At 73.2% G+C, this 23486-nt stretch carries 20 protein-coding genes; 14 read left to right on the top strand and 6 right to left on the bottom strand.

Annotated elements, in window-relative coordinates; all coding sequences use genetic code 11:
• The first annotated feature begins 145 nt into the window (after positions 1-145).
• The 10 genes from KYY02_RS24990 (at position 146) to KYY02_RS24945 (ending at position 15541) form a co-directional block, all read left to right on the top strand.
• Positions 146-4144, top strand: a complete 3999-nt coding sequence (locus tag KYY02_RS24990) for a HAMP domain-containing protein (protein WP_371241577.1) — start codon at positions 146-148, stop codon at positions 4142-4144.
• Between the two features lie 40 nt (positions 4145-4184).
• Positions 4185-6599 carry a SpoIIE family protein phosphatase gene (locus KYY02_RS24985; RefSeq protein WP_371241575.1) on the top strand — a complete coding sequence of 805 codons (2415 nt, stop codon included), beginning with the start codon at positions 4185-4187 and terminating at the stop codon, positions 6597-6599.
• A gap of 103 nt (positions 6600-6702) precedes the next feature.
• Positions 6703-7095, top strand: coding sequence for an STAS domain-containing protein (locus KYY02_RS24980; RefSeq protein WP_371241573.1), 393 nt, complete (start codon positions 6703-6705; stop codon positions 7093-7095).
• Between the two features lie 127 nt (positions 7096-7222).
• Positions 7223-8122 (top strand): STAS domain-containing protein, encoded by a 900-nt coding sequence (locus KYY02_RS24975; protein WP_371241571.1) that lies wholly within the window; start codon positions 7223-7225, stop codon positions 8120-8122.
• A complete protein-coding gene (locus KYY02_RS24970; RefSeq protein WP_371241569.1) occupies positions 8119-8538 on the top strand; it encodes an STAS domain-containing protein in 420 nt (139 codons plus the stop codon). Before KYY02_RS24975 ends, KYY02_RS24970 begins: the two co-directional genes overlap by 4 nt.
• The gene (locus tag KYY02_RS24965; RefSeq protein WP_371241567.1) at positions 8538-8978 is read left to right on the top strand and encodes an anti-sigma regulatory factor; all 441 of its coding nucleotides are present in this window, start codon (positions 8538-8540) and stop codon (positions 8976-8978) included. Before KYY02_RS24970 ends, KYY02_RS24965 begins: the two co-directional genes overlap by 1 nt.
• Positions 8978-10024: a SpoIIE family protein phosphatase gene (locus KYY02_RS24960; RefSeq protein ID WP_371241565.1), complete on the top strand. Its 1047-nt coding sequence runs from the start codon at positions 8978-8980 to the stop codon at positions 10022-10024. The genes KYY02_RS24965 and KYY02_RS24960 overlap by 1 nt, the downstream gene beginning before the upstream one ends.
• Positions 10021-11736, top strand: a complete 1716-nt coding sequence (locus KYY02_RS24955) for a PP2C family protein-serine/threonine phosphatase (RefSeq protein ID WP_371241563.1) — start codon at positions 10021-10023, stop codon at positions 11734-11736. Before KYY02_RS24960 ends, KYY02_RS24955 begins: the two co-directional genes overlap by 4 nt.
• A gap of 118 nt (positions 11737-11854) precedes the next feature.
• Positions 11855-13228 carry an NAD(P)/FAD-dependent oxidoreductase gene (locus KYY02_RS24950; protein WP_371241611.1) on the top strand — a complete coding sequence of 458 codons (1374 nt, stop codon included), beginning with the start codon at positions 11855-11857 and terminating at the stop codon, positions 13226-13228.
• A gap of 78 nt (positions 13229-13306) precedes the next feature.
• Complete coding sequence (locus KYY02_RS24945; RefSeq protein WP_371241609.1) at positions 13307-15541, top strand: FUSC family protein; 2235 nt, start codon at positions 13307-13309, stop codon at positions 15539-15541.
• 248 nt (positions 15542-15789) lie between these two features.
• Here KYY02_RS24945 and KYY02_RS24940 read toward each other — a convergent pair whose 3' ends face one another.
• From KYY02_RS24940 to KYY02_RS24925, 4 genes are all read right to left on the bottom strand, one after another.
• The gene (locus tag KYY02_RS24940; protein WP_371241561.1) at positions 15790-16218 is read right to left on the bottom strand and encodes a hypothetical protein; all 429 of its coding nucleotides are present in this window, start codon (positions 16216-16218) and stop codon (positions 15790-15792) included.
• A gap of 28 nt (positions 16219-16246) precedes the next feature.
• Positions 16247-16477: a DUF5133 domain-containing protein gene (locus KYY02_RS24935; protein WP_371241559.1), complete on the bottom strand. Its 231-nt coding sequence runs from the start codon at positions 16475-16477 to the stop codon at positions 16247-16249.
• Between the two features lie 31 nt (positions 16478-16508).
• Positions 16509-17372 (bottom strand): RNA polymerase sigma factor SigF, encoded by an 864-nt coding sequence (locus KYY02_RS24930; RefSeq protein ID WP_371241557.1) that lies wholly within the window; start codon positions 17370-17372, stop codon positions 16509-16511.
• 194 nt (positions 17373-17566) lie between these two features.
• On the bottom strand, positions 17567-18007 hold the full coding sequence (locus tag KYY02_RS24925) for an ATP-binding protein (RefSeq protein ID WP_371241555.1): 441 nt from the start codon (positions 18005-18007) through the stop codon (positions 17567-17569).
• Positions 18008-18151: 144 nt separating this feature from the next.
• Here KYY02_RS24925 and KYY02_RS24920 point away from each other — a divergent pair, with 144 nt between their 5' ends.
• Both KYY02_RS24920 and KYY02_RS24915 read left to right on the top strand, forming a co-directional pair.
• On the top strand, positions 18152-18382 hold the full coding sequence (locus tag KYY02_RS24920) for a hypothetical protein (RefSeq protein ID WP_371241553.1): 231 nt from the start codon (positions 18152-18154) through the stop codon (positions 18380-18382).
• Positions 18383-19156: 774 nt separating this feature from the next.
• Positions 19157-19615, top strand: coding sequence for a cyclic nucleotide-binding domain-containing protein (locus tag KYY02_RS24915; RefSeq protein ID WP_371241551.1), 459 nt, complete (start codon positions 19157-19159; stop codon positions 19613-19615).
• A gap of 90 nt (positions 19616-19705) precedes the next feature.
• Here KYY02_RS24915 and KYY02_RS24910 read toward each other — a convergent pair whose 3' ends face one another.
• Positions 19706-20323, bottom strand: a complete 618-nt coding sequence (locus KYY02_RS24910) for a LysE/ArgO family amino acid transporter (RefSeq protein WP_371241549.1) — start codon at positions 20321-20323, stop codon at positions 19706-19708.
• Between the two features lie 70 nt (positions 20324-20393).
• Here KYY02_RS24910 and KYY02_RS24905 point away from each other — a divergent pair, with 70 nt between their 5' ends.
• Entirely contained in the window at positions 20394-21290 is an 897-nt protein-coding gene (locus tag KYY02_RS24905) for a LysR family transcriptional regulator ArgP (RefSeq protein WP_371241547.1), read from the top strand.
• Here KYY02_RS24905 and KYY02_RS24900 read toward each other — a convergent pair.
• Entirely contained in the window at positions 21287-22027 is a 741-nt protein-coding gene (locus KYY02_RS24900) for a TetR/AcrR family transcriptional regulator (RefSeq protein WP_371241545.1), read from the bottom strand. The two genes, KYY02_RS24905 and KYY02_RS24900, sit on opposite strands and share 4 nt — an antisense overlap.
• 133 nt (positions 22028-22160) lie before the next feature.
• Here KYY02_RS24900 and KYY02_RS24895 point away from each other — a divergent pair, with 133 nt between their 5' ends.
• A complete protein-coding gene (locus tag KYY02_RS24895; protein WP_371241543.1) occupies positions 22161-23381 on the top strand; it encodes a saccharopine dehydrogenase family protein in 1221 nt (406 codons plus the stop codon).
• Positions 23382-23486 lie beyond the last annotated feature (105 nt).

Here is a 23486-nt window from a genome sequence, read left to right as displayed (position 1 = left end):
CCGGGATTTTCTCGGACCGGTTCCCCCGGCGGGGCCGCGCTTTGTTCCGCACCCGCGAACTGGGTTAGCCTTCGGCGTATTTTCTCATCGCGCAGATCCGTGAACTGCGGAAACGCGTACTGACCTTGCCGGAACGAGGGTGCGCATGACCAGCAAGAGCACCGAGGGGGCCGAGGTGGCACCGGGGGACCAGGAGCTGAGGCGGCTCCTGGCGGGGCTGACGGCCGTACGGGACGGGGACTTCGGCACCCGGTTGCCGGACGACGCGGACGGCCTCATGGGGGACATCGCCAAGGTCTTCAACGGGATGGTGGACCAGCTGTCGGTGTTCACCTCCGAGGTGACCCGGGTGGCCCGCGAGGTCGGCACCGAGGGGGCGCTGGGCGGCCAGGCGCAGGTGCCGGGGGTCTCGGGCACCTGGGCCGACCTGACGGACTCGGTGAACGCGATGGCGGGCAACCTCACCGCGCAGGTCCGCAACGTCGCCCAGGTGACGACGGCGGTCGCCGAGGGCGACCTGTCGCAGAAGATCACCGTGGACGCCCGCGGCGAGATCCTCGAACTCAAGAACACCATCAACACGATGGTCGACCAGCTCTCCGCCTTCGCCGACGAGGTCACCCGCGTCGCCCGCGAGGTCGGCACCGAGGGCCGCCTCGGCGGCCAGGCCGACGTGCAGGGCGTGAAGGGCACCTGGCGCGACCTCACCCACTCGGTGAACTTCATGGCCGGCAACCTCACCGGCCAGGTCCGCAACATCGCGCTGGTGGCGACGGCGGTCGCCAAGGGCGACCTGTCGCAGAAGATCACCGTGGACGCCCGCGGCGAGATCCTCGAACTCAAGAACACCATCAACACGATGGTCGACCAGCTCTCCGCCTTCGCCGACGAGGTCACCCGCGTCGCCCGCGAGGTCGGCACCGAGGGCCGCCTCGGCGGCCAGGCACAGGTGCGCGGCGTCTCCGGCACCTGGAAGGACCTCACCGACAACGTCAACGTGATGGCGTCCAACCTGACCGGCCAGGTCCGCTCCATCGCCCAGGTCGCCTCCGCGGTGGGCCGGGGCGACCTGTCGCAGCGGATCAGGGTCGAGGCGGCCGGGGAGGTCGGGGCGCTGGCCGACGTCATCAACACCATGGTCGACACGCTGTCGGCCTTCGCCGACGAGGTCACCCGCGTCGCCCGCGAGGTCGGCACCGAGGGCCGCCTCGGCGGCCAGGCCCACGTGCCCCATGTCGCGGGCACCTGGAAGGACCTCACCGACAACGTCAACTCCATGGCCAACAACCTCACCGGCCAGGTGCGCAACATCGCGCTGGTGACGACCGCCGTGGCCCGCGGCGACCTGTCGAAGAAGATCGACGTCGACGCGCGCGGTGAGATCCTCGAACTGAAGACGACCATCAACACGATGGTCGACCAGCTCTCCGCCTTCGCCCAGGAGGTCACCCGCGTCGCCCGCGAGGTCGGCACCGAGGGCCGCCTCGGCGGCCAGGCGGAGGTCGAGGGCGTCTCCGGCACCTGGAAGCGGCTCACGGAGAACGTCAACGAACTGGCGGGCAACCTCACCCGGCAGGTCCGGGCGATCGCCGAGGTCACGAGCGCGGTCGCCGAGGGCGACCTGACCCGCTCCGTCAACGTGGAGGCCTCCGGCGAGGTCGCCGAGCTCAAGGACAACATCAACTCGATGGTGGAGTCCCTGCGCGAGACCACCCGGGCCAACCAGGAGCAGGACTGGCTCAAGAGCAACCTCGCCCGGGTCTCCGGCCTGATGCAGGGCCACCGCGACCTGCCCGTGGTGGCCGAGCTGATCATGGACGAGCTGGTGCCGCTGGTGTCGGCCCAGTACGGCGCCTTCTACCTCGCGGAGGACGGCGACGACGGCCCCGAGCTGCGGCTCGTCGGCTCCTACGGCTACCCCGACGACGACGGCCGGCCCACCCGGATCGCCTTCGGCCGCACCCTGGTCGGCCAGGCCGCGCGCAGCCGACGCACCATCACGGTGGACGAGCTGCCGCCGGACTACGTCACCATCTCCTCCGGGCTGGGGCGGGTGGTGCCGACCACGCTGGTGCTGCTGCCCATCGTGGTCGAGGGCCAGGTCCTCGGTGTGATCGAGCTGGCGTCGGTGACCCCGTTCACCCAGATCCACCAGGACTTCCTGGCCCAGCTGATGGAGACCATCGGCGTCAACGTCAACACCATCGTGGCCAACGCCCGCACCGACGAGCTGCTTGTCGAGTCGCAGCGGCTCACCGCCGAACTGCAGGAGCGTTCGGCGGAGTTGCAGACCCAGCAGGAGGAACTCCAGCACTCCAACGCCGAGCTGGAGGACAAGGCCGCGCTGCTGGCCGCGCAGAACCGGGACATCGAGGCGAAGAACCTCCAGATCGAGCAGGCCCGGCAGGAGCTGGAGGCACGCGCCCAGCAGCTGTCGCTGGCCTCGAAGTACAAGTCGGAGTTCCTGGCGAACATGAGCCACGAGCTGCGCACCCCGCTCAACAGCCTGCTGATCCTGGCCCAGTTGCTCGCCCAGAACCCCTCGCGCAACCTCAGCCCGAAGCAGGTCGAGTACGCGCAGATCATCCACTCGGCCGGCTCGGACCTGCTGCAGCTGATCAACGACATCCTCGACCTGTCCAAGGTCGAGGCCGGGAAGATGGACGTCAGCCCCGAGCGGGTGGAGCTGCGTCGGCTCATCGAGTACGTCGAGGCCACCTTCCGGCCGATGACGATGCAGAAGAGCCTGGACTTCACCGTGACGACGGCGCCGGGCGCGCCGGCCGACCTGCTCACCGACGACTCGCGGCTGCGGCAGGTGCTGCGCAACCTGCTGTCCAACGCGGTCAAGTTCACCGAGCGGGGCGGCGTGGAGCTGCGGATCGAGCCCGCGCCGGACGACGAGGTGCCGAGCGGTGTGCTGCGGGGCGGGCCGGTGGTGGCCTTCCGGGTGCAGGACACCGGTGTGGGCATTCCCGAGCAGCACCTGGAGGCGATCTTCGGCGCCTTCCAGCAGGCCGACGGCACGACGAGCCGCAAGTACGGCGGCACCGGGCTCGGTCTGTCCATCACCCGGGAGATCGCGCATCTGCTGGGCGGCGCGGTGACGGTGGACAGCGTCGCGGGCCAGGGCAGCACGTTCACCCTTTTCCTGCCCGTGGCCCGGCCGGACTTCGAGGAGCTGCTGCGGCCCTCGCCGCTTCCGGACGGGGAGCCGGGCGAGGTCCTGCCGGAGGTTCCGGTCCGGCAGTCGGCGGCGATAGAGACGGAGGCGTCGCCCGGCCGGCGTCCGCGGCGGCTGCTCGTCGTGGAGGAGCGGCCCCGGGGCCTGCTGACCCTGGTCGCGGAGAGCGTGGTCCAGGACGTCGCGCACGGCGACGGCGCCTCCCGGCCCTCGGTCGACATCCTCACCGCCGTCGGCGCCCAGGAGGCGGCCGGTGCGCTGGCCGCCGACCCGTGCCACTGCGTGGTGCTGGAGCTCGGCACGGCCCGGGACGAGGTCATCCGGTTCCTGGAGGCGCTGCGGGGCGACTCCGCCCTGGCGAGCGTGCCGGTGCTGGTGCACAGCGGCCACCGTGTGGACACGGCGGTGGAGGAGGACCTGCGGGCCCGCGCCGAGGGCACCGCGCTGGAGTTCCTCTCCAGCCTCGACGAGCTGCGCGAACGCATCGCCCTGCACCTCTCCGCGGAGGAGCCCGGCGACGTGCTGTCGCTGGTGCGGCCCGACGAGCCGCAGCGGGCGACGCCGCAGACCGTGGTGGACGATTCGTTCTCCGGCCGCACCATCCTCGTCGTCGACGACGACGCGCGCAATCTCTTCGCGCTCAGCGGGATCCTGGAGCTGTACGGCTTCCGGGTGCTGCACGCGGAGAACGGCCGCAAGGGCATCGAGAGGCTGCTGGACAACCCCGACGTGGCGCTCGTGCTGATGGACGTGATGATGCCCGAGCTGGACGGCTACGCCGCCACGGCCGAGATCCGCACCATGCCGCAGTACGCCGAGCTGCCCATCATCGCCGTCACCGCGAAGGCGATGCCCGGGGACCGGGAGAAGAGCCTCGCCTCGGGAGCCAGCGACTACGTCACCAAACCGGTCGACACCCAGGACCTGATCGCCTGCGTCCGCCGCTGGCTGCCGGCATGAGCCCCGCCGCGGGATCCCGCCTCCGAGGAGCGTGCGCACAGTGAGCATCAAGGAGCATCAGGGCGAGCCGCAGAGCGGTGGGGCCCGGCTCGAGCGGCCGTCGGCCGGGCCCGCCGGGCTGTCCGCGGAGTCCCCCGTGGGCAGGCTGGCGGCCACCGTCGACCGGCTCAGCCGGGAGGTGCGGGCCGCGCAGGCCGAGGCCGAGGGCCGGGCTCTGATCGAACTCGCCAAGGGCATCCTCGTCGAACGGCTGGGCTGCGGTCCCTCGCAGGCCGCCCGCCAGCTCGCCGAGCTGACCGAGCAGGCGGGGACGACCCAGCTGGAGTTCGCGGTCGAGGTCATCAACCAGGCCGCCCGGGACCGGATGTCCGAGGTGACGGACGCCTTCCTGGCCGCCACCCGGGCCGCCGAGGAGGCGGGGCGGGACCCCGCCGCCGTACGGCTGCGCGCGGCCGAGAGCGGGGCGCTGGCCGCGGACGACACCCAGGCCGTGGCCGAGTCCCTGCTCGCGCAGGCGCTGCGTCCGCTGGGCGCGGTGGCCGTGGCGATCTGGGCGGCCGGCGCCGACGGGTCGCTCACCCTGGCGGGCAGCGCCGGGTTCTCCCTCGCGGAGGCGGCGCGCTGGTACTACGTGCCGCCGGACGTGGCGACGGTCGCCCGGTGCGGCCTCGCGGAGCGTGACGGCCTGTGGATCACGTCGCTGGCCGAACGGGGCCTGCCCAGTGTCGGCCGGCACCACCACCCGGACGGCGGCCGGGCGGCCGTGCCCGCCGGTACGGGGGGCCGTGTGTACGGCGTGCTGGAGATCGTCTGGCCGGACCCGCTGCCCGAGCAGCCACCGCAGATCGTCCGCCAGGTGGAGGCCCTGGCGGAGCTGTGCGCGCACACCCTGGAGACGTACACGGCGCCCGCCGGCCCGGCCCTGCAGCCCCGGGTGCTGCCGGACGCCGCGGAGCTGATGGACCTGGCCGACGGGCTGTACGACCCGGCTCTCGTCCTGGTGCCGCACCTGGACGACCAGGGCAACCTGCTGGACTTCCGCATCCAGCACGTCAACAGCCGTTTCCTGGATCCGGCGGGCCGGTCGCGCGCCATGGTCAGCGGCGCGCTGCTCCTGGAGGCCTACCCGATGGCCGCGGGGAACAGCGAGCTGTTCCAGCGGATCGAACGGGTGTACGCCACAGGGGAGCCGTTCCGCGCCCGGCGCATGAACCTGACCGCCCTCGTCGACCAGGTGCCGCTGGCGTCGGTCGCCGACATCAGTGTCAGCCGGCACGGCTCCGGCATCCTGTTCATCTGGCGGATCGAGGACGAGACGGCCCGCCTGGCGAGCCTGCTCCAGCACGCCCAGCGGCTCGGCCGGATCGGCGGTTTCGAGGAGAACCTGCTGACCGGGGAGATCACCTGGAACGGGCAGCTCTTCGACCTGTACGGGCGTCCCGAGTCCAGCCCGCCGGTGCCGCTGGAGGAGCTGCCGGCGCACGCCCACCCGGACGACGCCGTCACCATAGGCCGCTTCCTGCGCACGCTGCTGCACCACCGGCGCCCGGCGTCGGCCGCCTTCCGGCTGCAACGGCCGGACGGGGTGACCCGGCACATCCGGGTCGTCGCCGAGCCGGTCCTGGACACCGACGGCCGGCTGCTCACCACCCGCGGCGCCTACCAGGACATCTCCTCCCAGCACTGGACGGAGGTGGCGCTGGCGGCCACCCGTGACCAGCTGGCGCACACCGAGCAGCACGCCAGCGAGCGCGACCGGCTGGCGCTGCAGCTGCAGCGCGCCATCATGCCGCCCACCCAGGCACCGCTGCAGGTGCCCGACCTCTATGTGGCCGTCCGCTACCGGCCCGCGGAGGCCGAGCAGCTGGTGGGCGGCGACTGGTACGACGCCGTGGTGCTGCCGTCCCGACTGGTGCTGCTGTGCGTGGGCGACGTCTCCGGCCACGGTATAGAGGCGGCGACCAGCATGGTCGTCCTGCGCAACGCGCTGCGCGGCCTCGCGGTCACCGGGGCGGGCCCCGGACAGCTGCTGTCCTGGCTGAACATCGTGACGCACCATCTGACGGGCGGCGTCACCGCCACGGCGGTGTGCGGTCTGTACGACCCGGAGTCCCGCACGCTGCGGTGGGCCCGGGCGGGCCACCTGCCGCCGGTGCTGGTGCGCGGCTCCGAGGCCACCCCGCTGCCGCTGGTACAGGGACTGCTGCTCGGCGCCGTACCGGAGGCGGTGTACGAGGAGTCGGAGGTGCAGCTGGCCGCCGAGGACAACCTGCTGATGTACACGGACGGTCTGATCGAGCGCCGGGACCGCAGTGTGGAGGAGTCCCTGGCCCATCTGCTCACCGCCGCCGCCTCCGCCCCGGGCCCGCTCGACCAGCGGCTGGACCGGCTGCTCACGTACAGCAGGTCGGACACGGACGACGACACCTGCATCGTGGGCATCCGGGTCGGCTGAGGAGGGTGCCTCGGCCTGCCGGACGGGCCGAGGCATGACCGGGCGATTCGGGGGTACGCGCGGCTGCGCGACGAATGGCTTGATCACTTTGCTGGAGGTACTCGTGCCCATTGCCCAGGACCCGTTGTCCGTCGAGGTGTCCCTGCCGCGGGAGGACGTGGCGCTGCTCACGGTGGAGGGATACTTGGACGTCGACACGGCGACCGAGTTCCAGCACCACCTGGCGAACCAGCTCCATCACGGCCGCCGGCACTTCCTGCTCGACCTGACGGCCGTCCCCTTCATGGACTCGTCCGGCATGAACATCATCCTCCGGGTCTATCAGGAGGCCCGTGAACTGCCGGGGAGCGTGCACATCATCTCCCCCACCCCCGCGGTGCGCCGCATCCTGGACCTGACGGGCGTGAGCATCACCGTGCCCGTCTCGGAGAGCGTCGACGAGGCGCTGGAGCGCGTGGACGCGCTGCCGGGGACCCCGGTCGAACCGGAGGTCTGAGCGCGGTTCGCGGGGTCCGGCGCGGACGGCGTCGGAGTCTGGTTAGAGTGGCCACCCGGCCAAGGTCGCATCGTGGTCCCGGCGTTGGGACGCGGTGCGAGGTGACGACGACGAGGAGAAGAAACAGGTGCCGGAGCACGAAGCGGGCGGATCACTCGGAACACCGGCGCACGAGGTCAGGGACTTCCTGTTGCGCCGACGCGAGCAGATCGCCCAGCGGTGGGCGGACGAGCCCCTGTTCCGTACGGTGTTCACGACCTCGCGCGACGAGGCGGTGGAGGCGGGGAAGGCGGTCGTCGACGCGCTGGCCCAGGTCGCCGACGCACAGCAGGTCGAGGACCCGGACGCCGCGGGCTTCTCGGCGGTGCGCGAGCAGCTGGCCCGGATGGGGGCGGCCCGCTCCCGCGCGGGACTGTCCAACACGCAGGTGTCGAGCGAGCTGGCGGCGCTGTGGCCGCCGGCCGAGAACCTCCTGGTCGCCGAATCGGACCAGGCGTCGCCGGAGGAACTGCGGGCGTGGTCGACCACGCTCAGCATGCTCCTGGGCACGCTGCGTCTGGTGGCCATGCAGACGGCGCTGAGCGAGACGCAGTCGCTCATCGACCGCCAGCGGCTGCAGCTGATGGAGGTGGCGACGCCGGTGATCAAGCTGTGGGACGGCATCGTGGCGGTCCCGCTGATCGGGACGATGGACAGCGCCCGCAGCCAGGTGGTGATGGAGACCCTGCTGAACGCGGTCGTCGACCAGCACGCCCGGTTCGCGATCCTCGACATCACCGGTGTGCCGACGGTCGACTCCCTGGTGGCGCAGCACCTGATGAAGACGGTCGCCGCGGCCCGGCTGATGGGCGCGGAGTGCGTGGTGTCCGGCGTCCGTCCGGCGATCGCGCAGACCATCGTCCACCTGGGCCTGGACCTCGGCACGGTGAAGACGCGGGCGAGTCTCGCCGACGCGCTCGGACACTGTCTGCACGAACTGGGGACGAACATCGTGAACGCGGCGCCCGACGGCGCGGGCCGACGGTGAGCGAGGGGTTCTCCCGCCCGGTAGCGGGACATGTGCCGGTCCTCAGGCTCGGTGACGTTCTGCTGGTCACCCTCCAGGGCGACCTGTACGACAGCACGGCGCACCAGCTGCAGCAGGACCTCGCCGAGACGATCGCCCGCAGCGGGGTCACGGGAGTGGTCATCGACATCTCCGGTGTCGAGATCGTCGACTCCTTCCTCGGACGGGTACTGGCCGAGATCGCGGCCCAGACCGAACTGCTGGCCGCGCGCACCGTGGTGGCCGGCATGCGGCCCGCGGTCGCCATCACCCTGGTGGAACTGGGTCTGACGCTGCCGGGGCTGCGGACCGCGCTCAGCACCGAGGCGGCGATGGAACTTCTCGCGCAGCCCATCGTGTCGCTGCGTTCCGGCGGCATGCGCGGGGGGAGCGGGTGATGCACACCGCCGCGGGCATCGAGGCCCGCCTGCCCATCCGGTCGGACATGGACCTGGTGTGGGTACGCCAGCACGTGCGGCAGGCCGCCGCCCAGCTCGGCTTCGGCCTGGTGGACCAGACGAAACTGGTGACCGCCGCCAGCGAACTGGCCCGCAACACCCTGGTGCACGGTGGAGGCGGCCTGATGGAGGCGACGCACGTCCGCACTGGCGGGACCGACGGGCTGCGGCTGTCCTTCAGCGACTCGGGCCCCGGCATCCCCGACCTCGAGCGGGCGCTCAGCGACGGTTACACCTCCGGCGGCGGGCTGGGGATGGGGCTGGGCGGCTCCCGGCGCCTGGTGCACGACTTCGAGGTGGAGAGCGCCCCCGGGTCGGGGACCACGGTACGGGTGACGTCGTGGGTGACCCGGCCGCCGCGTCAGCGTGAGGACGTCTGATGCCCCGCGTCCGGTACGTGCCGGTGCAGGACTCGACCCGGGTGCGCGACGTCCGGGTCGCGGCGGAGGAGGCCGCGGCGGAGGCCGGGCTGGACGAACGGCGCACCGCCGACGCGGCGCTGGTGGCGACCGAGCTCGCCACCAATCTCCTCAAGCACGCGCAGGCGGGAGAGGTGATCGTCGACGTCGTGGACCCACCGGTGCCGGGTGAGGGCCGGCCGGGACGGGTCGTGCAGATCACCGCACTCGACCACGGGCCGGGCATCGCCGATGTGGACGGTGCGCTGCGGGACGGGTTCTCCACCACCCGCTCGCTCGGCGCGGGCCTCGGCACCTGCCGGCGTGTGGCCGACGGCTTCGGCCTGCACAGCGCGCTCGGCCGGGGCACCGTGGCGGTGGCGCGCCTCGGCTCCGCCGCCGGCGAGGGCTTCGCCGGGGCTCCCGGTGTGCGCGCCGGCGGCGTGAACGTCCCGTTCGCCGGAGCGGACTTCTCGGGGGACGCCTGGGCCTGGGTCGGCTCCGGTGACCGGCTGACCCTGATGCTGGCCGACGGCCTGGGCCACGGCAGCGAGGCGGCGCGTGCCTCGACCGCCGCCGCCGAGGAGCTGCGCCGCTGGGCCCGGCTCCCGCCCGCCGAGTGTCTGCCCCGGCTCCACACGGCGCTGGCCGGCACCCGGGGCGCGGCCGTCGCCGTGGCGCAGCTCGACACCTGGGCCGGCCGGCTGCGCTTCGCGGGGATCGGCAACGTGACGGCCCGGCTGCGGGAGGGCGAGCGCTGGCGGTCCCTGCTGTCCCGGCCCGGCATCGTCGGAGTGCACCGGCCGCACACCATGCATGAGGACGAGGTCGCCTGGACCCCGGAGAGTCTGCTGATCCTGCACACCGACGGTCTGCCCAGCCGCTGGACCCCGGACACGGGACTGCCGACGGCCGACCCGGCCGTGACGGCCGCCGTCGCCGTCCGCGACGCCGGCAGTCTGGCGCGTCCGGTGCGGGACGACACCGCCGTGGCCGTGCTGGCCCCCGTACCGCCGGACCGCCCATGACCCACACCTGGCGGATCCGGACCGTCACGGACGCGGCACGCGCCCGTATCGCCGTCGCCCGGCTGGCCGCGGTGCACGGGGTGCCCACCGTCGAACGCGCCCGGCTGGCCGTGGAGCTCAGCGGCCGGCTGCGGCAGTGCCTCACCAAGGGCGGCGTCTGGGTGCTCACCCTGGACGGCCCCGATCCGTCCGCCGGGGACGGAGCGCTGCACGCCTCGGTGGTGCCGGCGCCGGGCGCGGGCGCCGCCGGCCGCGCCTCGTGGACGGTGACCGTGCCGTGCCCCGAGCCGGGCCGGGTGCCCGACGTCGGCACGGTGACGGACGACCCGGCCGACCTGTCCGAGGCGCTGCTGGGCGCCGACGAGGACACGGCCGCGGTGCTGGACAAGCTCGCCGAGCAGGAGGAACTGGTCGCCTTCCACCGGGAGGAACTGCACCAGACCAACCAGGGCATCCTGGCGCTGCACGCCGAACTGGACGCGGCGGGGCACGCGCAGCGGGAGGCCTTCGCCGCCGAGCGCCGGGCGCGCAACGAGGCGGAGAACGCGCGCCGCAGGCTGACGTTCCTGGCGGACGCGAGCGCCGTGCTGAACGCCTCGCTCAACCACGACGAGATCGTGCGCCGGCTGCCGGAGCTGCTGGTGCCGCGGTACGCCCGCCACGTCGACGTATGGCTGTTCGACCAGGAGGACGACCGTCGTCCGTCCACGTCCCATCCGCAGGCGGCGATCCGCGCCGCCCGCACCGGGCGCCCGCAGTACGCCGCCGTCCACCCCGGCGGCCTGCCCGGGGTGGACGACCAGCCCGCTTCGGCCCTGGACCCCGACCGGCCGCTGCTGTGCATCCCGCTGCTGACCCGACGGGCGCCGCTGGGCGTGCTGATGCTGTCGCCGCCCGATGAGCGCTGGGACCCGGACGACGCCGTGATGCTGCTCGAGCTCGCCCGGCGGGCCGGCACGGCCATCGACAACGCACGCCGCTTCGAACACAACCGTGACATCGCCCAGACGCTGCAGCGCGCCCTGCTCACCGAGCTGCCCACGACGCCGGGTCTGAGCCTGGCCGCGCGCTATCTGCCGGCCACGTACGGGCTGAACATCGGCGGCGACTGGTACGACGCCTTCCGGCAGCGCGACGGCGGTCTGATCACCGTGATCGGGGATGTGACCGGGCACGGGCTGCACGCGGCGGTGATGATGAGCCAGCTGCGCACCGCGCTGCGCGCCTACGCCGTCGACGGCGACAGCCCCGGTCGGCTGCTGACCCGGCTGCACGAGTACCTGCGTCATCTCCAGCCCGATCTGTTCGCCACAGCGGTCATCGCCCGCTTCCATCCGGACGGGCGCACGCTGACGTGGGCCGCCGCCGGTCATCCGCCGCCGGTGCTGCGGCTGCCCGACGGCCGGGTGCGCACCCTGGACGCCAAGCCCGGCGCGATGCTCGGCATCCCGCTGCGGCAGGACATCGCCGACCACACCGAGCGGCTGGCGCCCGGTTCGACGCTCGCGTTCTACACGGACGGACTGGTGGAGCGGCGCGCCCGGGGCATCGACCCGGGCATCGAACGGCTCGCGGCGGCCCTGGGCTCGTTCGGTCACGCGGAGCTGGACGCGGATCTGGAGGACTCGGCGGACCGGCTCCTGCACCCGCTGCTGAGCGACTCCGAGCGCGACGACGACGTCTGCCTGCTGCTGTGCCACCTGCGCGGCTGAACCGGCCGCGGCTCTCTTCCCGGTGCGTTCCCGCGAAGGTGCGGGCATCGTGGTGCCGAACAGGGGCACGCGTCAGTTGTCGATGTTCGAGGCAGACCGCCTGGAGCCGCAGGAAGGGATGGACACCGTGACACGACCCAGGATCCTGGTGGTGGGCGCAGGTTTCGCCGGCGTGGAGTGCGTGCGCCGACTGGAGCGCAGGCTCGCCCCGAACGAGGCCGACCTCACGCTGGTGACGCCGTTCTCCTACCAGCTCTACCTGCCGCTGCTCCCCCAGGTGGCCTCCGGCGTGCTGACACCGCAGTCGGTCGCGCTCTCCCTGCGCCGCAGCGAGAAGTACCGCACCCGGATCATCCCGGGCGGGGCCATCGGCGTGGACCTGAAGTCCAAGGTCTGCGTCATCCGCACCGTCAACGGCGAGATCGTCAACGAGCCGTACGACTACATCGTGCTGGCCCCCGGCAGCGTCACCCGCACCTTCGACATCCCGGGGCTGACGGACCACGCCTTCGGACTCAAGTCGCTCGCCGAGGCCGCCTACCTCCGCGACCACGTCATCTCCCAGCTCGACCTGGCCGACGCGAGCCACGACCCGGCCGAGCGGGCCTCGCGGCTGCAGTTCGTGGTCGTCGGCGGCGGTTACGCGGGCACCGAGACCGCCGCCTGCCTCCAGCGGCTGACGCACGCCGCCGTCAAGCGCTACCCGCGGCTGGACCCGAGCCTGATCAAGTGGCACCTCATCGACATCGCGCCCAAGCTGATGCCCGAACTGGGCGAGAAGCTCGGGCGCAGCGCGCAGGAGATCCTGACCCGGCGCGGCATCGAGATCTCGCTGGGCGTCTCCATCGCGAAGGCGGGTGCCGAGGAGGTCACCTTCACCGACGGCCGGACGGTGCCCACCCGCACCCTGATCTGGACCGCCGGTGTCGTCGCCAGCCCGCTCATCGCCACGCTCGACGCGGAGACCGTCCGGGGGCGGCTCGCGGTCAACGCGGACATGTGCCTGCCGGGCCACGACGGGGTGTTCGCGCTCGGCGACTCGGCCGCGGTGCCCGACCTGGCCAAGGGCGACGACGCCGTGTGCCCGCCGACCGCGCAGCACGCCCTGCGGCAGGGCAGGCACGTCGCCGAGAACGTCATCGCGACGCTGCGGGGGCAGCCGACACGGCCCTACGTCCACAAGGACCTCGGGCTGGTGGTGGACCTCGGCGGCACCGACGCGGTCTCCAAGCCGCTCGGCATCGAACTGCACGGCCTGCCCGCCCAGGCGGTGGCCCGCGGCTACCACTGGTCGGCGCTGCGCACCGGTGTCGCCAAGACGCGGGTCATGACCAACTGGCTGCTGAACGCGGTCGCCGGTGACGACTTCGTGCGCACCGGGTTCCAGGCGCACAGGCCGGGGAACCTGCGGGACTTCGAGTACCTGGACGCCTACCTGACGCCGGAGCAGGTGCGGCAGCACGTCGCGGAGGCGGGCCGGGCGGCACGGTGATCCGGGAGCGGGAGACGGTTCGCGCCCGGCGCCGCCGGCATCCGGGTGTACGTGCGTGACGGGAGAGAGTACGGCGAAGTGAAGGCGGCGGGGCGCTCGGTGCGGGCACGGCTGCGGGACCGTCTGGCGGCGTCCGACCCCGGTCTGCTGCGGCTGACGGCCGGGCTGCGGACGGTGGGCTCGGTCTCACTGACGCTGGCCGTGCTCGCCTCGACGGGATCGGACACCACCCGTCTGGTGGCGGGCGCGATGGCGGCGATGGTCGCCACCTTCTCCATCCGGGAGCGGCAGCGCGGCGCCCAGGCGGTCACGCTGGCCGCCGGCCTGCCGGTCGCGCTGGTGTCCGTGTCGCTGGGCGCGGTGCTCAGCGAACGGGTCGTCGCCGGGGACGTCCTCTTCGTCGCCCTCATCTTCTGCGCGGTCTACGGCCGCCGGTTCGGCGACCGCGGGACCGCGCTCGGACTGATCGGCTTCCAGGTCTACTTCCTGTCCCTGTTCGTCGGTGCCTCCGCCTCCGGACTGCCGGAGCTGTGGGCCGCCCTGACCGTTGCGTTCGCGTGCAGCGCGCTGGTGCGGTTCGCCCTCGTCCCCATGACACCCGCGAGGACGCTCGCCCGGCTGCGCCAGGCCTTCCGGGCCCGGCTGGGCCGGCTGGTCTCCGCGTACCTGGCACTGCTGGACGCCGGGCCTGACGAGGTGGACAAGGCGCTGGAGGACGTGCGGGAGGGCAACGCCCGGCTGCACGAGACGGCCCTGATGATCCAGAGCCGGCTGGAGGAGGGCACGCCGGACGAGTCGGCGGCGCGGCTGGTGCAGCGCCGGATCGCGGACGCGGAGATCGCCGCCGAGCGGCTCGGCCTGCTCCTGCTGTCGGCGCGCAGCGCCGAGCGGGCCGACACCCTCACCCTGCATCTGCCCGGCGCGCCCGCTCCGGCGGTGGGCCGGCTGCCCGGCCCGGACGAGTCCACGGCCGTACTGCGGCGGGATCTGCTCGCGCTGCGGGCGCTGGTGGTGCGCGCCGGGAGCGGCGGAACGGGCATGGCCCAGCTGCGCAACCGGCTGCTCGGCTACCGGGAGGAGGAGAACCTGCCGGACGCCACACCGGCCGTACAGGACGTGTTCCGGGCCGTCGGCGAGACCGCCCGCGCCGTCATGGGGCTGCGCGTCGCCCTGGAGGGTCCGCAGGACGAGTCGGACGACAGCCCGGCGACAGCACGCTCGCGGGAGGAACTGGACGCCGAGGACGCCGCCATCGACGTCGGCGAGGAGAGCGGGCCGGCCGAGCCGCGGAAAGGGCTGCAACGGCCCACCACGCGCGCCGCCGTGCAGGTCGCCGTGGGCTCGACGCTGGCCATCGTCGGCGGCGAGCTGCTGTCCACGGACCGCTGGTACTGGGCGGTGCTCACCTGCTGGATCGTGTTCATCAACACGGCCTCGACCGGTGAGATCCTGGTCAAGGGCTACCGGCGGCTGCTGGGCACGGTGTTCGGCGTCGTCGCCGGCATCGTGCTGGCCGGCCTGGTGGGCTCCCACACCTGGACGGCCTTCGTCCTGGTACTGGTGCTGATCTTCGCGATGTTCTACACGGCGCCGCTGTCCTACACGCTGATGTCGTTCTTCGTGACGACGATGCTGGGGCTGCTCTACACCCTGCTGCACACCTACAGCTGGGAGGTGCTGGTGCTGCGGGTGGAGGAGACGGCGCTGGGCGCGGCCTGCGGGGTGGTCGCGGCGGCCCTGATCCTGCCGGTGCGCACCGACCGGCGCACCAACGAGCTGCTGGTCACCGTCCTGGAGCGGCTCGCCGAGGTGACCGAGGCAGCCGTCGGACAGCTCAGCGGCGGGCCCGTCGGCGACCTGCTGGACAAGGCACGGCAGCTGGACCAGGCGCTGGGCGACCTGCGCTCCGCGACCCAGCCGCTGACGCATCCGATCACCCCGCTGCGGGGCCGACGCGCCACCGCGCGCTATGTGGTGGCGCTCCTCGAGACGTGCGCGTACCACGCGCGTTCGCTGGCTGCCACGGCGGAGTTGCTGCCGACCCACCCGTCGATCGCGGCGGACCCCCGGCTGCGCGGGGCGGCGGGGCGTACGGTGCGCAACATCGTGACGATCGCGGACCGCGTCGCCGACGAGGACGTCACCGCGCCGGTCGGAACCGGGCCGAGCATCGCGTCCCTCCTGGGCGGCGACGGCACCGTCCGCTACGGCCGCGTCACCGACCGGGTGCTGCGCCACCTGGAGCGCCTGGACGAGGCCGTGGTGGGCCTGGCCCGCCCCCTGGGCGTCCCGGTGAAGGCGCCCGAACCCTGAGCCGGCCGCCACCGCGGACACCGGTGCGGCGGGCGCGCCGTCCCGGCGGCCGGAAAGCCCGCGTCGGCCTGCCGGGCCGGCGCGCCCGGGTCCGTCCCGCCGCCGCACGCCTCGAGCCGACCGGACGTGTCCGCCCTCGTCCGTGCCCGGATCCGTCGTCGCGGCCGGGGCTGGCCGGCCGGGGCTCGTCGTGGCGCGCCCGCGCGTACGGCCCCGGCGGTCGCCGGGGCCGTACGCGCGGGCGCGGTTCAGAAGTCGGTCGGGAGACCGCTGGCCTTCGCGATGCCTCGCAGCTCCTCGTTCTGGCGGTGGCGGTCCCTGATGTAGTCGGCGATCTCGTCCAGACGGGAGGGATCGGCGGCGGTCGCCGCGTCGGTGACCACCCGGACCGGTCCGGTGTCGTCGACCTCCAGCTCGACCACCTCGTTGTCCAGGCGTCCGGTGACGGCGGTGGCGATGACGAGGGCGGCCTCGTCACGGACCTCCTGGGGCAGCTCCTCGTCCCCGCCGTCCAGCGCGAGGTCCATGCCGGACAGTCGGTGCTCCTCGATCGCCTGGAGGACCGGCTCCACCACATGGAGCAGAAGCCGGTAGTCCTCGGTGTCCATCCGGACCCGCAGGAGGTCGAGATAGACGTCTACGGCCTTGCCTTCCGGGGGAATCTCGGATTCGCTCATCCGCTTCGGGTTCCCCGCGCACCGCGGGTCATACGGAGGCCGGGGTGCCGGCCTCGCACGCGTCCTGCCCGGCCGCGGCCAGCCAGCCGCGCGCGGTGGTGAGTGCGTGGCGTATGTCGCGGGTGCCGGTCGACACGCACAGGGTGTACGCCAGATCACCGGTCCGCGGGTCCGGGCCGGCCGGTCCGCCTCCGGCAGCCGTCAGGGTCTCGTACTCCTCGACGAGCCGGCGCAGCACGGTGGGGTGGGGCTTCAGCATGTGTCCCGCTTCCTGATGGGCCCGGCGCCGCTCACGCCGTCGCCGAGTGTCCGCCGGTGCCCCGGTGGCCGGTGTGCTGTCCCATCACGTCGGCACGCACCCGGGCGCAGCTGCGGCTGATGAGACGGGAGACGTGCATCTGGGAGATGCCCAGCCGGTCGGCGATGCGGCTCTGGGTCATGTCCTCGAAGAAACGCATGTAGAGGATGGCGCGCTCGCGCTCCGGCAGCCTGCGCAGCCCCTCCTTGGCGGACTCGCGGTCGATGACGACGTCGTAGGAGGCGTCCGCGGCGCCGAGGGTGTCGGCGAGGCTGTAGCCGTCGTCGTCGGAGGACAGTTCCGCGTCCAGGGAGAGGGTGCTGAAGCTCTCCAGGGCCTCCATGCCGGCACCGACCTCCTCCTCGGTCAGCCCGGTGTGGGCAGCGATGTCCGCCACGGACGGCTCGGGGCTGCCGGGGTTCTGGGTGAGTTCACGCCGGGCCACCCGCACCTTGTTGCGCAGTTCCTGCACCCGGCGGGGCACGCGCAGGGCCCACATCCGGTCGCGGAAGTGCCGCTTGACCTCGCCGGTGATGGTGGGGACGGCGTAGCTCTCGAAGGCCCCGCGGCTCGGGTCGAAACGGTCGATGGCCTTCACCAGGCCCAGGGCGGCCACCTGGCGCAGGTCCTCGACGGACTCGCCGCGGTCGCGGAAGCGGCCGGCGATGCGGTGGGCCATGGGCAGCCACGCGGTGACCAGCTCGTCACGGACGGCGTCCCGCTCGGGGCCGTCCTCCAGGGAGGCCAGCCGGGTGAAGAGGGAGGTGGTGTCGGGGGCGTCGTCGTGCCGCCTGCGGGGCGCGGCGGCCGTCGTGTCGGAGGGGCCGGAACGATGGGCGGTCGTGTCAATGAGCATGCGGTTCGCTCCCGAACGGTGGTTTCAGGGATCTACCGCGGGAGGGACGCCGCCGGGACGCCCGGAGGGTCCACGGCGGTCGTACCGCTCCCGCTGGCGCGCCTCCGGTCCGAAGCACGAACCTCCGATTGCCCCCTCGCCGGTAGAACAAACTCCGCTTCTTCGCACGATGTGCCGGGGCCCGTTACGGCCGGTCAGGGCAGGGGTACCACGGCGGTGATGCACTTGCCGCCGGCGGGCAGGTCGGACACCCGGACGTCGCGGGACAGCCGGCACACGATGGGCCAGCCGTGACCGCCCGGACGACGACGCCCCTGCCGGTCGGTCGGCGGCACGGCGACGGGCAGTTCGTCACTGCGGTCGCTCACCGACAGACGCACTCCGGGACCGCTCACGTCGACCTGGAAGTCGATGACCCCGCCGCCGTGCAGCATGGCGTTGGTGGTGAGTTCGGAAGCGACGAGCAGGGCGTCCTCCAGGGCGTCGGCGTCGCAGGGGGTGCGGGTGGCCCGGCAGCGTTCGGACACCGCCCGCACGACGGCCTCGCGGACCTCGGCCGGACGGCACGGGCAGGAGGGCCCGGCCCGGCGCGCGCCGGGCACTTCGAGGGGTTCGGTCGTGTGCTCCTCATACATCGCGCGGCTCCCTGATCGGTGACGGAATGGGCGGATAACGCCTCGGACCTCCCTTTTCGGCTCACCTGTCCCGGTAGCGGCAAACCTTTCGGCCGTTCTCCGCACTCCTGTCGTCCGATCGGCGCACGGGGGTACGCGGACGCTATGACCGACGTGGTGGATTCGGACGAACTGTTGCGGCGCATCCGGCGGGCACGGGCCTGCGCGGCGCAGGAGGAGCAAACCTGGCGGGCCCGGGGCGACGAACTGCGGCGGGCGGACACCGGTGATCCCGGCACGGCGCGCGACGCCGAGGTGCGCGGGGTGGCCTACGGGGTGGTGCTGCGGGTGCTGGACGAGATTCTGACGCCGGGCAGGCACGCGGCGGAGGGCTGAACGGAGTGCCCGGCCCCGCGGGCCGGCGCAGGCCGTTGCCGGGCACCGGAACCCATGACGGCCGGCCACAGCCGGGAGCCGGTCCTGGAACACCGGGAGTACCGCCACAGCGGACGGCCGGCCCTCACTCCTCCCGGGCGCAAGCGGGCCCGGGAGGCGGATCCCGCGGGGCGCGAGACGCCCGGACACGCGGTGTTCCCGGGCGACGCGCCGGCGCCGGGCGGTCTTGACGACCGGCCCACCCGGGTCCGGGCGCTGCCGCGGGACGCGTTCTCCGGCCCGGTCCGGCCGAGGGCGGGCCGGCGGCCCGGACCGCCGGGCGGGTCGCAGCCGGGACGAGCACGCCGTATCCGCCCGGCGTCCCGGCCGGACGGCTCACCGAGCCCGTGCTCTGCCGTCCGCGGACGGCGCCGGCCACGGGCACGCGCCTGCCGGCTCCGTCGGACCCCGGCCTGGTCACGGTCCGGGTCGTGGACGAGTGCGCCGGACGGGGCCGGTGAAACAGGTCACATGACCCGATCGCCCGGACGGCACCAGGATGGTTTATCTTTCATTCACATGTGGTGGCGGAGTCGACACCCCGTCCTCCGGACACCACCGCTTACGGCCCTGGCTGGTTTCCCCCGTCCAGCCAGGGCTTTTTCCTGCCTGGCCGGGACCGGCGGGCAGGAACCGGACTTCTCGTGTCCGCCGAGGTGCCCCGAACGGCCGCAGCGGCTGAAATGAACGTAGGGAAAGCACCGGAACCGAATGCCCGGCGAGGAGCCCCGCGCCATGACCAAAGCGATCAAACTCCTGACCGCCCTTCCCCTGCCGCAGCGCGAGCGCCTGATGACACTGGCGCGGGAGGCGTCCTTCCCCGAGGACACCCGGATCTTCGAGTCGGGAGGCGTGGCCGACCGCTTCTGGGTGATCCGCTCCGGCGCGGTCTCGCTGGACCAGCGGGTGAACGACCTGCACCGGGTGACCGTCGCCGGTCTCGGCTCGGGTGATCTGCTGGGCTGGTCCTGGCTGTTCCCGCCCTACCGGTGGGACTTCGGTGCCGTGGCCTTCAGCCCGGTGCGCGCCTACGAGTTCGACGCGTCGGCCGTGCTCCGGCTCTGCGAGGAGGACCCGTCGCTCGGGATGGTCCTGGTGCGCAGTGTCGCCGAGGTGCTCGCCCACCGGCTGGAGACGACGCGCGGCCAGTTGATGGAGCAGTACGCGATGCACCGGCGCAGCGGAGCACCGTAGGACGGCCCCGCACCCGGTCACGGAGCGGCGCGGGCACCGCGGCGGCCGGGCGGGGCCCGGGGACGGGCACCGCGGCGGCCGGGCGGCGGCTCAGGCTCCGGCGATCAGCGTGAGGCCGAGGACGATCATGGTGGCGGCGACCAGGCCGTCCAGGACCCGCCAGGCTGCGGGGCGGGCCAGGAAGCGGCTCAGCAGGCGGGCGCCGAAGCCGAGCGCCGCGAACCAGCAGACGCTGGCCAGTACCGCGCCCAGACCGAAGGTCCAGCGCAGCGGACCGTGGTCGGCGGCGACCGAGCCCAGCAGGAACACCGTGTCGAGGTAGACGTGCGGGTTGAGCCAGGTCATCGCGAGGCAGGTGAGCACGGCGCGGCGCCGTGAGGTCGCCGCCTCGCCCTCCGTCCCCAGTCCGGCGGCGGCCGGACGCAGCACCCGGCGGGCGGCCAGGGCTCCGTAGCCGAGCAGGAACGCACCGCCGATCCAGCCGACCGCCGTCAGCGCGCCGGGCCAGGCCGCGACCACCGCGCCGACCCCGCCGACCCCGAGGGCGATGAGGGCCGCGTCGGACAGGGCGCAGATGCCGACGACGGCGAGTACGGCGTCGCGGCGGACGCCCTGGCGCAGGACGAAGGCATTCTGGGCGCCGATGGCGACGATGAGGGAGAGGCCGGTGCCGAATCCGGCGGCGGCGGTGGTGAGGGCGCTGGTCATGCGGAGGACGCTACGGGTGGGAGCACTCTGCAGTACAGCTAAGGATTCTTACGTACCCTTAGCCTTCGTGATGACGGATCTTCCGCTGGACCAGGTACGGACCCTGCTCGCCGTGGTGGACGAGGGGACGTTCGACGCGGCGGCGGCCACGCTGCACGTCACGCCCTCGGCGGTGAGCCAGCGGGTGAAGGCGCTGGAGCAGCGCACGGGGCGGGTGCTGCTGCTGCGCACCAAGCCGGTGCGGCCGACCGAGTCGGGCGAGGTGCTGGTCAGGCTCGCCCGACAGGTGGGCCGGCTGGAACGTGACGCGTACGCCGAACTGGGGCTGAGCGGGGCCGGGGAGCCGACCCGGGTGCCGGTGGCGGTGAACGCGGACTCGCTGGCGACCTGGTTCCTGGGTGCCCTCACCCGCCTGCCGGCCGATTCGCGGCTCCGTTTCGAACTGCGCCGGGAGGACGAGGCCCACACGGCGGCACTGCTGCGGGAGGGGACGGTGATGGCCGCGGTGACCTCGTCGCCGGACGCGGTGCCGGGCTGCTCCGTGCGGCATCTGGGACGGATGCGCTACCTCCCGGTGGCGAACCCGGAGTTCGCCGTACGGCATCTCGCGGGACCGCTGCGGGAGGCGCTGCCCGGGGCGCCCGTGGTGGTGTTCGACCGGAAGGACGACTTCCAGGACGACTTCGTGCGCCGGCTCACGCGCGGGCGCGCCGAGGCGAGCGCGCTGCGCCACTACGTGCCGACCTCGGAGGGCTTCGCCGAGGCGGTCGCCGCGGGCCTGGGCTGGGGCATGGTCCCCGAGGCCCAGGCCGACCCTCTCCTGCGGGCCGGCCGCCTCACGGTGTTCACCCCGGACCGGGAGGTCGACGTCTCCCTGTACTGGCAGCAGTGGAAGCTGGACTCCCCCGCACTGGCGGCGGTGGCCGACGCGGTCACGGAAGCGGCGGCGCGGGCCCTGCGGCGTTAGGGGGTGTCCTCCGGGTCTCGCCGGGGCCACGGGCCCTGGCACCGCGCCAGGCCGTTCCCGGCGCTCTCCAGGAGCATGTCCAGCGCCGTCGGGTAGGCGCTGGTGACCATGCGGGTGGCCAGCAGGGGCGCCGCCTCGGCGATACGGGGATGGGTGGCGGCGGGCAGGCGGGCGTAGGTGGAGCGCCACATCTCCTCGTCGGCCCGGCGCGCGGCGCCGGGCAGCGCCAGGGAGGCGGCGTCGAGGGCGGCGAAGGCCAGTGTGGTGTCGATGAAGGCGTGGTACACGCGGACCGCCTCCGGCAGCGGGAAGCCCGCGGTGCGCAGCACGTCCAGCACCGCCTCGTCGGCCGCCAGTTCGTTCGCCCGGCCGGAGACCCGGCTCGCCGTGAGGACGGCGGCCTGCGGGTGCGACACGTAGGCGGCGTGGATGCGCAGCCCGACGGCCCGCAGGTCGACGCGCCACTGACCCGTGGGGCGCCAGCCGTGCAGCGCCCGGCCGATCAGCGCGTCCCCGATGGCGAGGGTCAGCTCGTCCATGCCGCGGAAGTAGCGGTAGAGGGTGCTCGGATCGCAGTCCAGGGCCAGGCCGAGCCGACGGGCGGTCAGGCCCGCACCGCCGTGCTCGCGCAGCAGGCGGAGCGCCGTCTCGACGATCAGCGTCTCGGACAGCACCCGGCCGCTCCTCGTCGGCCTGCGGCGCCGTCGCCGTTCCTCGGGGACCACACGTTTCGGCATCACCGTCTCCTCGCACTCTTACGCCAACACCATTGACCTTATGTCCTCGCGAGACGTTGTATCTCCGGCCGGGGCCCCGTGCACACATCCCGGATCCATGAGGATCCACGAGGCAGAAAGGGAGTGCTCCGTCATGCGTGTACTGCTCGTGGGAGCCGGCGGCGTGGGTACCGCCGTCACCCGGGTCGCGGCCCGGCGGCCGTTCTTCGACCGGATGGTCGTCGCCGACCACGCCCCGGCCCGGGCCGGGGCGGCGGTCGCCGCGCTCGGCGCGGAGGGCGCCCGGTTCCGCGCCGAGCGGGTGGACGCCGGCGACGAGGACGGGGTGGCCGCGCTGCTCGCACGGCACGGCTGCGACGTCCTGCTCAACGCCACCGACCCCCGGTTCGTGATGCCGCTGTTCCGCGCCGCGCGCCGCGCCGGCGCCACCTATGTCGACATGGCGATGTCGCTGTCCCGGCCGCACGCCGAGCGGCCGTACGAGGAGTGCGGGGTCAAGCTCGGCGACGAGCAGTTCGCGCGGTCCGAGGAATGGGCGCAGGCCGGTGCGCTGGCCCTGGTCGGCATGGGCGTGGAGCCGGGTCTCTCGGACGTGTTCGCCCGGTACGCCGCCGACGAACTCTTCGACGGGATCGAGGAGATCGGCGTCCGCGACGGCGCGAACCTCACGGTGGACGGCTACGACTTCGCACCGTCCTTCAGCATCTGGACCACCATCGAGGAGTGCCTCAACCCGCCCGTGGTCTACGAGAGGGACCGCGGCTGGTTCACCACCGAACCCTTCAGCGAGCCGGAGGTGTTCGACTTCCCCGAGGGCATCGGCCCGGTGGAGTGCGTGAACGTCGAGCACGAGGAGGTGCTGCTCGTCCCGCGCTGGGTCGACGCCCGCCGGGTGACCTTCAAGTACGGCCTGGGCCGCGAGTTCATCGACACGCTCAGGACGCTGCACCTGCTGGGACTGGACCGCACCGAGCCGGTGGCCGTGCCCGGCCCGGTGGGTCCGGTGCGGGTCTCCCCCAGGGACGTGGTGGCCGCCTGCCTGCCCGACCCGGCGACGCTGGGCGAGCGGATGCACGGCAGGACCTGCGCCGGCACCTGGGTGCGGGGCGTGAAGGACGGGGCCCCGCGCGAGGTGTACCTGTACCACGTGGTCGACAACCAGTGGTCCATGGCCGAGTACGGCTGTCAGGCCGTGGTGTGGCAGACCGCCGTCAATCCCGTCGTCGCCCTCGAACTGCTGGCCACCGGCGCCTGGTCGGGCACGGGCGTGCTCGGTCCCGAGGCGTTCCCCGCGAAGCCGTTCCTGGAGCTGCTGACCGCGTACGGCTCGCCCTGGGGGCTGCGCGAACAGTGACCGCTCGCACGGCGTCACGTTGTTTCACCGCCCGTCGACAGGTCACCCGAAAGGAGCAAGACGCCCAAAAGGGCGTCTGTTCGTATCCACACCGATCGCAGGTGA

Origin of the sequence: Streptomyces pimonensis (assembly GCF_041380215.1) — a bacterium.
Lineage (GTDB): Bacteria > Actinomycetota > Actinomycetes > Streptomycetales > Streptomycetaceae > Streptomyces > Streptomyces pimonensis.
The sequence above is the reverse complement of the archived record's forward strand: the minus strand, read 5'-3'. Positions and strand labels throughout refer to the sequence as shown.